The organism is Bacillus sp. BACIII, assembly GCF_057836745.1.
In genome coordinates this window covers 44,019-59,224 of the sequence record NZ_CM174437.1, presented here as the reverse complement: position 1 = coordinate 59,224, position 15,206 = coordinate 44,019, and the positions used below count along the sequence as shown (strand labels likewise).

Below are 15,206 nucleotides of genomic sequence, written 5' to 3'. Positions count from 1 at the left end.
TCTAGAATCTCCTCTCCATTTCTTTTGCTTCATCCCACAATTTGTCCATATCCTCAAGTGACATTGCGGTCAATTCAAGTCCCTTTGCCGCCGCTTCTTTTTCAATATAAGCAAAACGTCTGCGGAATTTATCATTTGTCATGGCGAGCGCTTCCTCAGGCTCAATTTTATAGTATCGGCCGATATTGACCAATGCAAATAAAACATCGCCGAATTCAGCTTTTAAGCTGATTTCATCTGCTGATTCGGCGGAAGCCTCTGCAGAAAATTCCTTCAGCTCTTCATTTACTTTATCCCATATATCCTGAACGTCATCCCAGTCAAAGCCGGTTTTTGCGGCTTTTTTCTGAAGCTTGGCCGCTTTTGCAAGAGAAGGCAGTGTTTTTGGCACGGCATCCAGCAATGAAGAGGATGTTGTTTGCTTTTCCGCCTTTTTGATTTCTTCCCAGTTGGCGACGACATCATGTTCATCCTGAACCTTAACATCCTTAAACACGTGCGGGTGCCGTCTGACCATCTTGGCGCTGATGTCTCTGATGACATCATCAATTGAGAAATACCCTTCGTCTTCTCCGATCTGGGCGTGAAGCATAACCTGAAGCATAACATCCCCGAGCTCTTCTATCATGTGATCCGTGTCCTCTTCGTCAATGGCCTCAAGCAATTCGTAGCATTCCTCAATCATATATTTCTTTAATGACTGGTGTGTCTGCTTTTGATCCCACGGACAGCCGTTCGGCCCGCGAAGCTCACGAATAATTCTTCGGAATGCGGAAAATTCCTGGTAAAGGAGTTCTTCTTTTTTAATCGGCGGAACATATACACTTGTTAAGTTATTTATCTCTACATTGCGGTCAAGTTCAAACAAAGGCACTTTGGTGATCTTTTCTCCCTTGCTTCCGGCTGCCGTTACGATGACCACTTCATAGTCGTCAGGCAATTTCTCCATAAGCGTCAGCTTCACCTCAGAGGCCGTCATCTGGTCATAAACCTGGCAAATGATCAGGTGATGGCGGAGCTCAAGCTCATCCGGCGTCATTGTTTGCGCATCTGTAAATTGAAACCCTTCAATCGGATCAATTCGCAATGCATTAAAGGTGGCATCCAGAAAGCTTTGTCCTCCGGCGGTATGAACGGTCACCTGCTGTTCTTCCCGGCGTTCAAATAACAGCTGAACGGTTTTCTCAGCGACAAACGGATGGCCGGGCACAGCGTAGACGACATCCTCTTGCTTCGCTTTTTCAAACAGAATGTCCGTGATCTCTTCATAGACCGCTTCAAACTGATCATGTTTTTCATAAATATCATCAAAATACCGGATGTCCGCTTCCGTCTCTTGCTCTAATTCCGGAATCAAAGGGTGGTCTTTCGTTCTTATATATAGATGCTTCGCCTGAGTCAGCAGCTTATGTACACCCACTGTCAACTGATCCATGTCACCGGCGCCGAGGCCGACGACCGTAATGTTACCTGCCATGTTTTTCTCTCCTCTTGTTCAATTTGCTTAAAGCATTGCCGAAAGGAAGGCTGCTCAGCTCTTCGTCCGTAAATATCTTCATTCTCATCATACAATAAATAAACAAAAGCCCTCCGATGACTGACGCAGACAGACTCTCACATACTGCTCCGGTTCTGCTGACGGGAACGAATAACTGCCAAAGCTTCATATACACGAACAGAAAAGAAGCCATCAGCAGAGTGCACCAGCACAAACGGGCAATTATGCCGCCGATATTCGTCAGCCAGCCCTTCGACCAAATTCTCTGCAGATTCAGGCACGCGGCTGCGGCAAATGCCAAGACGGTCGCCAGCGCCGCTCCTGTAATACCCCAGCCCGGGACCAGCCAAACATTCAGCACCCATTTCAGCACCCCTCCCGCCAAGACGGACACGGCGGGGAAGACGGTATGTCCCGCGCCTTGCAGGATCGCGGCTGCCGTAAGCGCAATCGAAGCAAAAAAGATTGATAAGCTGAATATTTGTAAGGTCTGCGTCCCCTCACTGTTTTGGAAAAGCATGATGTTCACCGGTTCTAAAATGCAAAAAAGTCCGGCCGATGCGCCGATTCCTACCGCAAGGCAGAGCTTAATGGCAGAGGTCGCTTTCTCTTTTATAATAAACGCCTTGTTCCCATGCACCGCTTTTGAAATGGAGGGGACAAGAGATGCGGCGATACTGACGGCAAACACGGTTCCCAGCTGAAGGAGCGGCTGTCCGCGGTCATATATGCCTTTCAGCTGTTTCGCAGCATGGCTCTTTGTCCCGTCTGACAGCAGTGAATATAAGTTTAAGGCGTCTACAAGCTGAATCAAAAGCATGAGTACACTGCTGATACAGATGGTGACTGAATAAAGCAGCAGCTTTTTTACAATGATACCTGTTTCGATATGTCCGATGTCCGGCTTCTTGTCTTTCCGCTTGTACCAGAATAAGGCCAATATGCAAAGAGCCGCCAAGCTTCCGGCGATTGATCCCGAGGCCGCCCCTGCACCTGCTGCATATAATGAACGGCCGCTTTTCAAAAGCCAGAAAGATAAACCGAGAAGCACCGCCACTCGAAGAAGCTGTTCGGTGATCTGGGATAAGGCGGACGGCATCATATCATGCACGCCCTGGAAATACCCCCGAAAAACTGCCGTAAATGGAAACAGGATAAAAGCGAACGCCGCTACCCGTATCAGCAGTTCAAGGCGGGCGTCACCCATAAAACCGGCCAACGGCGCCGCGCCGGCATACATGAGCACAAACAGTATAAGTCCGGCCGCCGTGACATAAAGGGCGGAAATTTTCATTATTTTTTGTTTATGATCGCTATAATCGTTCATTAATTTTGAGATGATCACCGGAAATCCGGATGTTGAGAGCATGACCGCGATGCCTAAAAACGGATACACCTGCTGATAAATGTAAAATCCGACGTCACCGACAATATTCTGAAAAGGAACTCTGTACACGGCGCTTAATATCTTTGTCACGATGCCCGCAACAACAAGCACAAAAGCACCTTTCCATGCCGATTGCCGTTTGGCGCCAACTGAATCGTTCATCCAAAAGCTCCTTCCAGCCGCTAGAAAATTACGTCTATAAAACGAGCTTATTATATCACAATCCTAACGGCCGAACCGATAGTGAACACATATGAAAAAGAACAGCACTTGTTTAAGAGCTGTTCTTTCCCCGTTTCTTATTTCAATAATGGTAATAAGACCTACTGTTCCATTTGTCTCGCCAAAAAGCTGGCTGCCGTTTCTACCGCTTTGTGTTCTACCTCTCCAAGTGCCTGTTCTTTAGAAAAAATGACCACGGCACCGATAGGGTCGCCATTCGCCACGATAGGAGCAATTGTATAGGAGCTCATGTCTTCATCAATGTCATTAACAAGCTGTGCGGATTTTACGTCATTTTCCAGCACCGAGCTGCGCTGGTCCATCGTTTTTTCGAGCAAATCGCTGATGGATTTGTTCAAAAATTCTTTTTTGGAGCTGCCCGAAACGGCAATATACACGTCACGGTCGCAAATCAAAACGGAATGGCCGAGACTGTCATACAATGCATCCGCATATTCTTTCGCAAAATCGCCAAGCTCACTGATAGGAGAATATTTTTTCAATATAACTTCTCCGTCGCGGTCAACGAATATTTCAAGCGGGTCTCCTTCCCTGATTCGCAGTGTTCTCCGAATTTCCTTAGGGATGACGACCCGTCCTAGATCATCAATACGACGTACAATACCTGTAGCTTTCATCTCTCTGGTGCCTCTCTTTCATGTGATGATATTTAAGGGAAAGTACTACTTTATGTAGCTTCCGCCACTCGCTTGAAATTAGTATCCGTCACATCAAATGTAATATACACCAGAGAGTAACAATTTTTATGAGGACGCGATTGTTTCTTTCTTCACATCTTGAAGGCCTTTCAGCATGCCGAGTACGGTCTCCAGCCACTCTTCGGTTTTGCGGCCTTTCGTCTGCACTGAGATTTTCAGTTTTTTCCCTTCCATTCCCAGTCCGATCTGCCGGCCATATTTATTGCCAAGTTCAAACAATTTTTGACCGTCAATCTGGGCGCTGGCCTCTTCCGAAATAGTGAATCTGACCGCGTCCTTATCCTGCTTGATGAGTTCGACGCGTTCATATTTGCCGTACACCTTCATCTCAGCAACTGTAAACAGCCATTCAACCTCTTTAGGATAGCTGCCGAACCTGTCGATGATTTCATCTTGAAGCTCATTTTTCTCCTCAATTGTAGCGATTGATCTGAAGCGTTTATACATGTCGATTTTTTGCTTGCCGTCTTGTATATAGTTTTCAGGAATATAGGCATCAAGCTCGATATCGATTTCTGTCTCAAACTGTTCGATTTTCGGCGTATCGCCTTTACGCTCTTCAATGGCTTCTTTGAGCATTTGCGAATACAGGTCAAAGCCGACTGAGTCGATGAAACCGTGCTGCTGGGCGCCGAGAAGGTTCCCCGCTCCCCTGATCGTCAAGTCACGCATGGCAATTTTAAACCCTGATCCCAGCTCGGTAAATTCTTTAATCGCCTGCAGCCGTTTTTCCGCCACCTCAGTGAGCACTTTGTCTCTGCGGTACGTAAAATACGCGTAAGCGACACGGTTGGAGCGGCCGACCCGTCCTCTCAGCTGATACAGCTGAGACAGCCCCATTTTGTCTCCGTCAAACACAATCAAGGTATTGACGTTCGGTATATCTACGCCTGTCTCAATAATGGTCGTGCTGACGAGGACATCTGATTCCCCTTCCAGAAAATTAAGCATGACGCTTTCCAATTCATTTTCGGTCATTTTCCCGTGGGCGTATGCCACCTTCGCATCGGGAACAAGCATGGAAATTTCGTCAGCCTTCCGCTCGATATCATCCACGCGGTTGTACAAGAAATATACCTGTCCTCCGCGCGCCAGTTCTCTTTCGATGGCTTCTCGTACAAGCGCGCCGTTGTATTCCACGACATATGTCTGGACAGGGAAACGGTTTTCCGGCGGCGTTTCAATAACAGATAAGTCCCGCACACCGAGCATGGACATATGAAGCGTACGCGGGATCGGCGTCGCCGTCAGAGTCAGCACATCGACATTGGCTTTGATCTGTTTGATTTTTTCCTTATGCGTAACGCCGAAGCGCTGCTCTTCGTCGATGATGAGCAAGCCGAGATCTTTATAGACGACATCTTTAGATAAGAGCCTGTGGGTTCCGATCACGATATCTACTGTTCCGTTTTTCAGACCTTTGAGCGTTTCATTAGATTCTTTTCTCGTTCTGAATCGGCTGAGAAGACCGATGTTAATCGGATAGTCTTGGAAACGCTCCGTAATGGTTTCATAATGCTGCTGCGCGAGTATGGTCGTCGGCACAAGGAGCGCGACCTGTTTTCCGTCGGCGATCGCTTTAAAGGCCGCGCGGATGGCTACCTCCGTCTTCCCGTAACCGACATCACCGCAAAGCAAACGGTCCATCGGACGCTCTCTTTCCATATCCTTTTTAATTTCCTGAATGGATCGGAGCTGATCATCGGTTTCCTGATAAGGGAAAGCAGACTCGAACTGACGCTGCATTTCATGATCCGGCGAGAACGCATAGCCTTTGCTTGCTTCGCGTTCCGCATAAAGCTTAATCAGATCATCGGCAATATCCCGAACGGAGTTTTCAACTTTTTTCTTCACCCGTTTCCATTCACTGCCGCCCAGTTTATAAAGCTTCGGTTCTTTTCCTTCAGAGCCGACGTACTTTTGCACCTGGTCGATTTGTTCTACCGGGACGTACAGCTTATCACTGCCCTGGTAATGAATGTTGAGGTAATCTTTATGAATGCCCTTGATTTCAAGTGTTTCGATCCCCAAATACTTACCGATCCCGTGGTTGACGTGGACGACATAGTCACCGACTTGAAGCTCAGAATAGCTTTTGATCCGTTCGGCATTTGTCAGCTTCTGCTTTCTCGGCTTCTTCTTGATTCGGTTTTTGAACAGCTCTTCCTCCGTAATGACGGCCAGCTTCATCAGCGGCAGTTCAAAACCGGATCGCAGCTCGCCTTCCATGACATAGACCTGTCCTTGTACAAGCGCTTTGGAGCTGTCCGTTTTGGCGGCTTCAATTTCGTAATCAGCCAGCACGGACGCCAATCTGTCGGTTCTGTCCTTATTTGCGCCTAAAAAGACGACGGTGAAGTTTGATTTCTTAAAGCGCTCCATTTCACCGGCGAGCACATTCATCTGCCCGTGAAAACTCTGCATCTGCCGGCTTGTCACATTCACGATATTTTGAGGGCTTGTATGCTGAACATGACGCAAAAATAATGAAAAGTAAATGGCAGGACGCCGCTTCTCGGCCATAATCTCCTGAAAGCTGAAGGATAAATTGATGTCATGCAGAATTTTTCCTTCTTCCAGCAGACTTGTCATGAATTCGGCTTCTTCTTTTTGGAGCTGATCCTCCATTTCATGAATCCGGCTGACCTCGTCTAACAATAACAAGGTGTCTGACGGTGTATAATCTAGCAAACTAGCAGGCTTATCGTAAAAGTACGAGAGATACTTCACAAGTTCCTGATCAGTCTGTCCCGTTGATAACCGTTCTTTATCATGTGAGATATTGATATGAAGCATTTCCTTTTGTTTGTCCTGCTTCAGCTTCTTCAGACTGTCGGCAAGCCCTTTATCAAGCCTTTCCATCGCGCGGGCTTTTTCTTCCGCCCGGATGATCAGTTCCTTCGCCGGTCCGATGGCCACCGTTTTTAGCGTCTCAATTGATCTCTGGTCATCAGAGTTGAAGCTTCTGATGGAGTCGACCTCCGTATCAAACAGCTCAATCCGCACCGGATGTTCTGACGTCAGCGGATAAATGTCGATTATTCCGCCGCGAATACTGAATTCACCGGGTGCAGAAACCATATCGGAACGCTCATACCCCACCTCTACAAGGCGTGCAGACAGCTGCTCCTGTTCTATATCGTCTCCGAGTGATATGGTGATTTGGCTGCTTTTCCACAGTTCTTTCGGCGGAAGCATTCTTCTCAGTGCCGCAACGGGCGCCACTACGACAGGCGCTTCTCCGTTTGTTAATCTATTAATGACATCAAGCCGCTGAGCGCGCAGTTCAGGACTCGCCACCGCAATTTCTGAAGAAATCAATTCATTTACGGGGTATAAAAAAACAGATTGATCCCCGAGAAGCGCCGTCAGATCTTCCGTCACTTTTTGGGCCTGATATAAATTATGAGTGATAAAGAAAATCGGCTTTTTTGTTTCCTGTGCAAGGGCGGAGGTAAAAACAGAACGCGCGGAACCTGACAGACCCGCAAGCAGCTGTTCCTTCAGCCCCTCATGTAAACCGTTAACAATGGATTTAAAATCATCGCTTTCTTTAATAAAGGTTTGAATATTGTCCATATGGGCCCCTCCTCTCTATTTTCTGCAAGAACAGAAAAACGCTTTGGTCTAGAATCTACACCAAAGCTCATTATTGAATAAATGTGTTGTGTTCATGGTAGTGCGGATTGCGTTCCAGCGCCTCTTGGCAGTCTTCACAAATTGTAAGAACATGGACATCTCCATTGTCTTTATATGAAATCATATCGTTTCTTTCCTCATTTGTTAAGTGCTGAAATCCAAGTGACTGTGTCGGCACCGACGAATACTCCAGGCTCCCTACCTTAAAACCGCAGTGGCGGCAGAAATAATGCAAAGCCATACATTGGACCTCCTGATGTGAAAAAATCATTTTTCCCTAGTATGGTCTCCCATTATTTATCTTATACATTTGCATTAAATTCGTTCATCACTTCTAAAAATGGTTTCGTTAAGGAAGCTTCGCAGGCTTTTACGGTTTTTGAGACGGCATCATTGATATGCGGCGCTTCATCTTTCGTAAAAGCGCCCAGCACATAATCAACGACTTTCATCCCGTTGACGGGACGGCCGATTCCGATTCTGACCCGGTCAAATTCAGGGGTTCCGAGGTGCTGAATAAGCGATTTAATTCCGTTGTGTCCGCCTGCGCTCCCCTTCGTCCGGAGCCTGATTTTCCCCGTCGGAAGATCCAGGTCGTCGTATATGACTTTCAAATCTTCATGATCGGCATCATAATAATCCAATAGCGGCCGCAAACATTCCCCTGATAAATTCATATATGTAAGCGGTTTAACAAGTAGAACTTTTTTTCCGGAAACAAAACCGATTCCGTAAAGTCCGTTGAATTTCGTTTTATTCAATTCAATATTCCATTCTTTAGAAAGCTCGTCAATGGCCATAAAGCCGACATTATGTCTCGTGTTCTCGTAGGTTTTTCCCGGGTTACCCAGACCGGCAATCACAAGCATCGTAAATCCTCCCTCAACATCGCTGTAATTCTTCTCATTCTAGCACAAAAGACGTAACCTCGGGCGGGTTACGTCTTAAAGCGCTTATTGATTTTCTCCTTCGGGCTCTTCCTCAGGAGACGGTTCTGCATCTTCTTCGAATGCTTCCTGCTTAGGAGGAAGGATGGAAGCCACGACTTCTTCCGGATCGTTTGTAAATGTATAATTGCCGTCAGCAGTCAGATCTGCGATGGTCAGCGCATCATTCATTTCAAGCCCGGAAATATCAACATTGATTGTCTGAGGGATGTCCTTCGGCTTAGCCTTGATCGAAAGCTCATGCAGCGGCTGCTGGATGATGCCTCCGTCTTTGACTCCTTTCGCCTCTCCCGTCAGCTGAATCGGCACTTCCGCCTCCAGCTCCTCACTCATATTCACGACTTGAAAATCGGCGTGCGTCAATTCGTTTTTAAGCGGGTCTGTCTGAAGATCAGTCACCATAACCGATTGCTGATTTCCGTTGACATCAATTGTGATAATCGTGTTTTTTCCTTCGTCCCGCAATGTTTTAAGCAATTCGACACTGTCTAAAGAGACAGCCGTGTTCGTTATTTCTTTCCCGTATATAATCCCTGGAACATGTCCTGAATGACGGATTTTCCGAAGCGTCGAACGTTTAAAATCTGTTCTTTCATTTGCTTTTAAAGTTGCCATATTCAGCACCATCCTAATTATCGTTTTATCGTCCTATTAGAACAATACCCACAATAACTGGGATTTAAACCTTAAAGTTTCGGTTTAGCTGAATAAATAGCTGACAGATTGTTTCTCGTGAACACGGATAATCGCTTCAGCCAGAAGCGGTCCGACAGAAAGCTGCTTAAAGCGTTCGATTTTTTTCTCTTCAGGAAGCTTAATGCTGTTCGTTACGACAAGCTCCTTGATTTTAGAGTTGTTGATCCGCTCAACCGCAGGGCCTGACAATACAGGGTGCGTACAGCATGCATACACTTCCGCGGCTCCGTTTTCAACCAGCGCGTTTGCGGCAAGTGTGATTGTGCCGGCGGTATCAATAATATCATCAATCAGAATCGCGGTTTTTCCTTCCACGTTACCGACGATGTTCATCACTTCCACCTCATTCGGTCTAGGACGGCGTTTGTCGATAATTGCGATCGGCGCTTTCAGACGGTCCGCAAGTTTGCGGGCGCGCGTCACACCGCCGTGGTCAGGAGAAACAATGACGATATCTTTCAAGTCTTTACCTTCAAAGTAATGGCCTAAAATCGGAACACCCATTAAGTGGTCAATCGGAATATCAAAGAAACCTTGAATTTGCGGCGCGTGTAAATCAAGCGCGATCACGCGTGTCGCACCCGCTGTTTCAAGCAGGTTTGCAAAAAGTTTTGCCGTGATCGGTTCACGTGATCTTGCTTTTCTGTCCTGGCGCGCATAACCGTAGTACGGAATCACAATGTTGATTGTTTTCGCGGAAGCGCGCTTTAAAGCGTCCACCATAATCAGCAATTCCATGATGTGCTCGTTGACCGGCGCACTTGTAGACTGAATGATATAGCAATCACAGCCGCGAATACTTTCTTCTATGTTGATCTGGACCTCTCCGTCACTGAATCTTGTAACAGAGCACTTTCCTAATTGAACTCCTACATTATCCGCGATTTCTTTTGCAAGTTCTGGATTTGAATTCAAAGAAAAAATCTTTAAATTCTTATCTCCGTATTCGTTAGACATGGTAAACCTCCGATTTTAGGATTATTTTTTATGAATATTTTTCACATAATCTTCTTTATTTACTTGTCTTGCTCTGGCAATGGCAAGCGCTTCGCCCGGCACATCTTCAGTTACGGTTGAGCCCGCAGCGACGTACGCGCCTTCTCCCACTGTGACAGGAGCGACCAGATTGGAGTTGCAGCCAATAAACGCGCCGTCTTCAATTTTGGTTAAATATTTTTTCTTCCCATCATAATTGACCGTGATGGAGCCGCACCCGAGATTGACGTCCGTGCCCACTTCGGCATCACCGATATAGCTTAAATGAGATGCTTTGCTTCGGTCGCCGAATTGTGTTTTCTTGATTTCCACAAAGTTTCCGATCTTCACTTCATTGCCGATTGCGGAATCAGGTCTGATGTGAGCAAAAGGACCGATATTTACATCATTCCCAACTTTGCTCCGGTTGACAACGGATTGTTTAATCACAGTGCGGCTGCCGATCGAGCTGTCCTCTATCTCAGTGTGAGGGCCGATGACACATTCATCGCCGATTTCAGCTTGTCCCTTTAACACAGTTCCGGGATAAATAACTGTATCTTGTCCGATACGTGCGTCAGGTGAGATGTACGTATTCATCGGATCGATTAAAGTGACTCCGTTTTGCATATGCCGTTTGTTAATACGCTCTTTCATATACATTTCAGCCTGAGAAAGAGCGACTCTATCATTCACTCCGAGCGTCTCTTGGAAGTTACCAGTCTGGTAAGCGGCAACAGTTTCGCCTTCGTCTTTGAGGATTTCGATTACATCCGGCAGGTAATACTCGCCTTGGGCATTTTCATTCGAAACCTGTTCGATGACACGAAAAAGAGCCTCGTTATCAAAACAGTACGTTCCCGTGTTGATTTCTTTCACAAGACGTTCTTGCTCCGAAGCATCCTTATGCTCCACGATTTTTTGAACGGCGCCGTCTTCTCCCCGGATGATTCTTCCGTATCCGGCGGGATCGTCGGCAACGGCCGTTAACACCGTGGCTTTTGCGCCTTTGTTTGTATGTTCATTCAGCATGGCTTCCATCGTCTCCGCCGTCAGAAGCGGTGTATCGCCGCAAATAACGATCGTGACACCTTTCTCTCCGTGAAGAAATGGTTTTGCCTGCTTGACTGCATGAGCCGTACCGAGTTGTTCTGCTTGGAGAGCGTAATCGCTTTTCTGTCCGAGCTGCTTTTTCACATCTTCGGCGCCGTGTCCTACGATGGTGACAAGCTTCGCTAAAGATAATTTCAGAGCCTCGTCTGCGACGTGCTCTACCATAGGCTTTCCGCATACCGGATGAAGGACCTTATAAAGCTTAGATTTCATTCTCGTTCCTTTTCCGGCAGCTAAAATCACTGCAAACCGCTTATCCATTTAATGGCCTCCAATATCCCTTTTATCCATAGAAAAATATATCCTAAATAGCTGTTGATTTCAAGAAGACATCAAAAAGTGCAAGAATTTTCTATGTAATCGCTTTATTACTGAAAAATCAGATTTAAAAAAGGACTGCCGGAAAAGGCCTTGTGTCAGCCTTTATCAGCAGTCCTTACATTTTGTTATGTTTAAGAAGCCCCAGCTTCTTCATATTCTAATGCTTCAGAGTCACCCAAACGATGATACTCATTTAAAACAGCATCCTGGATCTTGCCCCGCGTGCTGGAATTAATAGGATGAGCAATATCGCGGAATTCTCCATCAGGGGTGCGTTTACTCGGCATCGCAACGAAAAGACCATTGTTTCCATCAATCACACGAATATCATGTACGACAAATTCGTGATCCAGCGTGATGGATGCAATCGCTCTCATGCGACCATCGGTATTCACGCGGCGTAATCTTACGTCAGTAACTTCCACAGTAGTTCACCACCTTTTCCCTATATAAAAGCATTAGTCTAACAATTCCACGATTCTTTTTAAATTCCTGCACATTTCAAAAAGTTTTTTTGAAAATATAGGATATACATACACAATTAGGTGATAAACCATATTTGGGAATCATATACTGCATAAAAAAAGTGATTCCGGAGACCGGAACCACTTTTCTGAGATTTAAGATTTCACCAGCGCAATGACTTCAATTTCCACGAGAGCGTCTTTCGGCAGTCTCGCCACTTCCACACAAGACCTTGCCGGCTTATGTACATCAAAGTATTGTCCGTACACTTCATTCACTTCCGCAAACTGCTCCATATCAGCAATAAACACCGTTGCTTTTACAACTGTCTCGAGAGAAGCGCCCGCTTCTTTCAGCACAGCCTTTAAATTGCTGAACACCTGATGCGTTTGTTCTGTGATATCACCGTTTACCATTTCTCCTTCAGCAGTAAGAGGAATCTGGCCTGAGCTGTAAAACATGTTGTTTACGATGATTCCTTGTGAATATGGCCCGATTGCTGCCGGCGCGTGTTTTGTATGGATTGCTTTTGTCATTTTTCTGTCTCCCCATTCTTTAAATGCTGTTCTTTAAAAAATCGCAGAAAATTGCCGTTTTGAATCTCAATCGTTTTGTCTTTCATATTGATGGTTGAAAGTGTGAGCAGCGACATGTATTCATCGACAAGCCGTTCATTCACTCCCTCAGCTTCAACCAAGACGCCTATTCCCGCGACGTTCGCATTAAACTCATCAAGCAGGCTGATCATGCCGTTTATGGTGCCGCCCGCTTTCATAAAGTCGTCAATAATCAAAACGTTCGACCCCGTGGCCAAACTTCTTTTCGCAAGTGACATCGTTTGAATGCGGTTAGACGACCCAGATACATAATTGATGCTCACCGTGGAGCCTTCCGTCACTTTATTGTCTTTTCGTACGATGACAACCGGAACGTTCAGATAACTGGCCGCTGCGTAAGCGAGAGGGATTCCCTTTGTCGCAACGGTCATCACCACATCAATCTCCCGCTCCGCAAAAACGGAAGCAAAAAGCCTGCCTACATGAGAGAGGACAGATGGTTTGCCTAAGATATCCGTTAAATATACATAACCGCCCGGAAGGATACGCTCAGGATTTACTAAAGACTGTCCCAGCTCCTGTATAAACGCTTCTGCTTCAGCCTGTTTCACTTTCGGAATGTATTTGACGCCTCCGGCAGCTCCCGGCACTGTAAGCAGCGTCCCAATGCCTTGCTGTTCGAAGGTCTGTTTAATAATCGTTAAATCTTCACTGATTGATGACTTTGCTGATTGATACCGTTCTGAGAAAAACGTTAACGGTATTAATTCATGCGGATGGGTTAACAAATAATTTGTTAAGTCCACCAATCTGCCGCTGCGACGAAACTTCATGAACTTACCCCCAAAATCCGAATAATTTAAAAACAATATAACTTAACATACGGATTTAATCAAGAGCATTCTGTTCGCCGATCATCCGCACCGCGTACACCTGATCACAGAAGCCTCTTAACCCGTTATAAATCCGCTGCACCTTTGATTCGTATTGAACCAAACCGAATACAGTCGGTCCGCTTCCGCTCATTAACACCGCATCGGCACCGAAACGTTTCATTTGATTTTTAATCATTGCCACCTCGGGATGAAGGTTGAGCGTAACCGATTCCAATACGTTTCCTAGTTGGCCGCATACCTTTTGGAAACTTTTTTCTTCAATTGCGTCAATCATTGCCTGTACATCCGGATGCCGAACCTGCTGCAAATTCAGCCGGCGGTACACTTCAGCGGTCGATACCCCGATCGTCGGTTTGGCGAGCACGACCCAGCAATGAGGCGGCGCACTGATATGCCTGATCTTCTCACCGCGTCCGGTTGCCAAGGCAGTGCCTCCGTATACACAGAAGGACACGTCTGAACCGATTTCAGCGCCAAGCTCCGCGAGCTCTTCGACAGAAAGCTTTAAATCCCAAAGCCTGTTCAGCCCTCTTAGCGTGGCAGCCGCATCGCTGCTTCCGCCGGCAAGCCCTGCCGCTACAGGGATCACCTTTGTAATCATAATGGAAACGCCTTTTTTGACTTGAAACCGTTCTTTGAGCAGTTTGGCTGCCTGATAAGCCAGATTTCGTTGATCATCCGGAACAAAGCGATTATGCGACGCCACTCTGATAACGTTTTCGGGCAGTTCTGTCAGTTCAATCCGATCTGCCAAATCAATTGTCGTCATGATCATCTCCACTTCATGATAACCATCCGGGCGTTTACTCCTCACATCGAGGGACAGATTGATTTTGGCCGGCGCTTTTTCTAAAATACGCATAGCTTTCACCTACTTCTCCATCTAAACATAAGTATGAACATTGTATCACATTTGGAGACCCGGAGGTACTTATCCGAAATTGACGCCGATTTTGACGGCCGATAGAAAAAACCGGGGAACGGATTGTCCCCCGGGCCACTGCATTATCGGTTATTTTGGTTCTGAGCCGCCATCTGCTGTTCGGCAATCTCAATCGCACGCTTTACCATATTCCCGGCATCGCGCGCCCGAATGCCGCCCCAGCCCTCGTTTTTCACCGTATCGTAAAAACCAAGGTCCTTTGCCAGCTCATACTTGAACTCATCTGACATAACTCCACGACGTCTGCCCAAACGAAACAACCCCTTTTATAGAATTGATCACCATTCGTGCACGCCACGATAAAACATGTGACACCTATAGCTTCCGTTTAATCAGCTGAAACTTTCGAGGGAATAATTAGAAGAGCTTTAGAAGGCAAAACAAAAAGCAGTAAACAAAAGGTTCACTGCTCATTAAAATGCTACTGAGCTTGCCGCATCATCATTGAATGTCAATTCAACAGTCTCAGTCAGAATATCAGCATAACTGTATGAAACTCTTTCAAACGAATTCTCGTCTTGATCTAGTTGTATCACAAAAACAGAAGGGTACGTCTCAGCTAAAATGCCCGAGCGCTCAATCGTTTTTCGGCGGCCGCCGTTTGCTTTTAACGTAAGCCGTTTACCTAAATTCCCATCAAGCGATCTTTTTATATCGGACAACGTCTTCGCCATTGCATCCACCTCACTACATTTATTGTACAACAAGAGCCCAATTTTGTCAAACAAAATTTAAATTATATCAACGTTAATAAGTCATTGTCAACAAAATTATTTTGACAAAATTCTATTGATTTCTGCATTATTTTTCACAAGTTCCGGTAATTTA

General features: G+C 46.1%; 15 protein-coding genes. All 15 read right to left on the bottom strand.

The features are described 5' to 3' along the window. Position 1: 1 nt before the first annotated feature. The 15 genes from yabN to veg all read right to left on the bottom strand — a co-directional run bounded on the left by yabN (position 2) and on the right by veg (position 15,052). Entirely contained in the window at positions 2 to 1,477 is a 1,476-nt protein-coding gene (gene yabN / locus ACXN9U_RS00320; RefSeq protein WP_489202057.1) for a bifunctional methyltransferase/pyrophosphohydrolase YabN, read from the bottom strand. Then, the gene (locus ACXN9U_RS00315) at positions 1,467 to 3,047 is read right to left on the bottom strand and encodes a putative polysaccharide biosynthesis protein (protein WP_489202056.1); all 1,581 of its coding nucleotides are present in this window, start codon (positions 3,045 to 3,047) and stop codon (positions 1,467 to 1,469) included. The genes yabN and ACXN9U_RS00315 overlap by 11 nt, the downstream gene beginning before the upstream one ends. Before the next feature lie 161 nt (positions 3,048 to 3,208). Next, positions 3,209 to 3,745, bottom strand: a complete 537-nt coding sequence (gene spoVT / locus ACXN9U_RS00310; protein ID WP_016936529.1) for a stage V sporulation protein T — start codon at positions 3,743 to 3,745, stop codon at positions 3,209 to 3,211. Positions 3,746 to 3,871: 126 nt separating this feature from the next. Beyond that, positions 3,872 to 7,405, bottom strand: coding sequence for a transcription-repair coupling factor (gene mfd / locus ACXN9U_RS00305; RefSeq protein ID WP_489202055.1), 3,534 nt, complete (start codon positions 7,403 to 7,405; stop codon positions 3,872 to 3,874). A 70-nt stretch (positions 7,406 to 7,475) separates the two neighbouring features. Next, positions 7,476 to 7,706, bottom strand: a complete 231-nt coding sequence (fin, locus tag ACXN9U_RS00300) for an anti-sigma-F factor Fin (RefSeq protein WP_016936527.1) — start codon at positions 7,704 to 7,706, stop codon at positions 7,476 to 7,478. Between the two features lie 61 nt (positions 7,707 to 7,767). Continuing rightward, positions 7,768 to 8,334 carry an aminoacyl-tRNA hydrolase gene (gene pth / locus ACXN9U_RS00295; protein WP_016936526.1) on the bottom strand — a complete coding sequence of 189 codons (567 nt, stop codon included), beginning with the start codon at positions 8,332 to 8,334 and terminating at the stop codon, positions 7,768 to 7,770. 84 nt (positions 8,335 to 8,418) lie between these two features. Beyond that, a complete protein-coding gene (locus tag ACXN9U_RS00290; RefSeq protein ID WP_060963770.1) occupies positions 8,419 to 9,027 on the bottom strand; it encodes a 50S ribosomal protein L25/general stress protein Ctc in 609 nt (202 codons plus the stop codon). An 84-nt stretch (positions 9,028 to 9,111) separates the two neighbouring features. Then, positions 9,112 to 10,065, bottom strand: coding sequence for a ribose-phosphate diphosphokinase (locus tag ACXN9U_RS00285; protein ID WP_013350761.1), 954 nt, complete (start codon positions 10,063 to 10,065; stop codon positions 9,112 to 9,114). A gap of 21 nt (positions 10,066 to 10,086) precedes the next feature. Then, a complete protein-coding gene (gene glmU, locus ACXN9U_RS00280) occupies positions 10,087 to 11,457 on the bottom strand; it encodes a bifunctional UDP-N-acetylglucosamine diphosphorylase/glucosamine-1-phosphate N-acetyltransferase GlmU (protein ID WP_060963771.1) in 1,371 nt (456 codons plus the stop codon). Between the two features lie 191 nt (positions 11,458 to 11,648). After that, positions 11,649 to 11,942 carry a septation regulator SpoVG gene (gene spoVG, locus ACXN9U_RS00275; protein ID WP_004264660.1) on the bottom strand — a complete coding sequence of 98 codons (294 nt, stop codon included), beginning with the start codon at positions 11,940 to 11,942 and terminating at the stop codon, positions 11,649 to 11,651. A 195-nt stretch (positions 11,943 to 12,137) separates the two neighbouring features. Then, complete coding sequence (gene ridA, locus ACXN9U_RS00270) at positions 12,138 to 12,518, bottom strand: 2-iminobutanoate/2-iminopropanoate deaminase (protein ID WP_004264663.1); 381 nt, start codon at positions 12,516 to 12,518, stop codon at positions 12,138 to 12,140. Then, entirely contained in the window at positions 12,515 to 13,372 is an 858-nt protein-coding gene (gene purR, locus ACXN9U_RS00265; RefSeq protein WP_004264666.1) for a pur operon repressor, read from the bottom strand. Before purR ends, ridA begins: the two co-directional genes overlap by 4 nt. 55 nt (positions 13,373 to 13,427) lie before the next feature. Then, positions 13,428 to 14,297 (bottom strand): 4-(cytidine 5'-diphospho)-2-C-methyl-D-erythritol kinase, encoded by an 870-nt coding sequence (gene ispE / locus ACXN9U_RS00260; protein WP_060963772.1) that lies wholly within the window; start codon positions 14,295 to 14,297, stop codon positions 13,428 to 13,430. 143 nt (positions 14,298 to 14,440) lie between these two features. Continuing rightward, complete coding sequence (locus ACXN9U_RS00255) at positions 14,441 to 14,629, bottom strand: small, acid-soluble spore protein, alpha/beta type (protein ID WP_011996172.1); 189 nt, start codon at positions 14,627 to 14,629, stop codon at positions 14,441 to 14,443. Between the two features lie 162 nt (positions 14,630 to 14,791). After that, positions 14,792 to 15,052, bottom strand: a complete 261-nt coding sequence (veg, locus tag ACXN9U_RS00250) for a biofilm formation stimulator Veg (protein ID WP_003218330.1) — start codon at positions 15,050 to 15,052, stop codon at positions 14,792 to 14,794. Between the last annotated feature and the right edge of the window lie 154 nt (positions 15,053 to 15,206).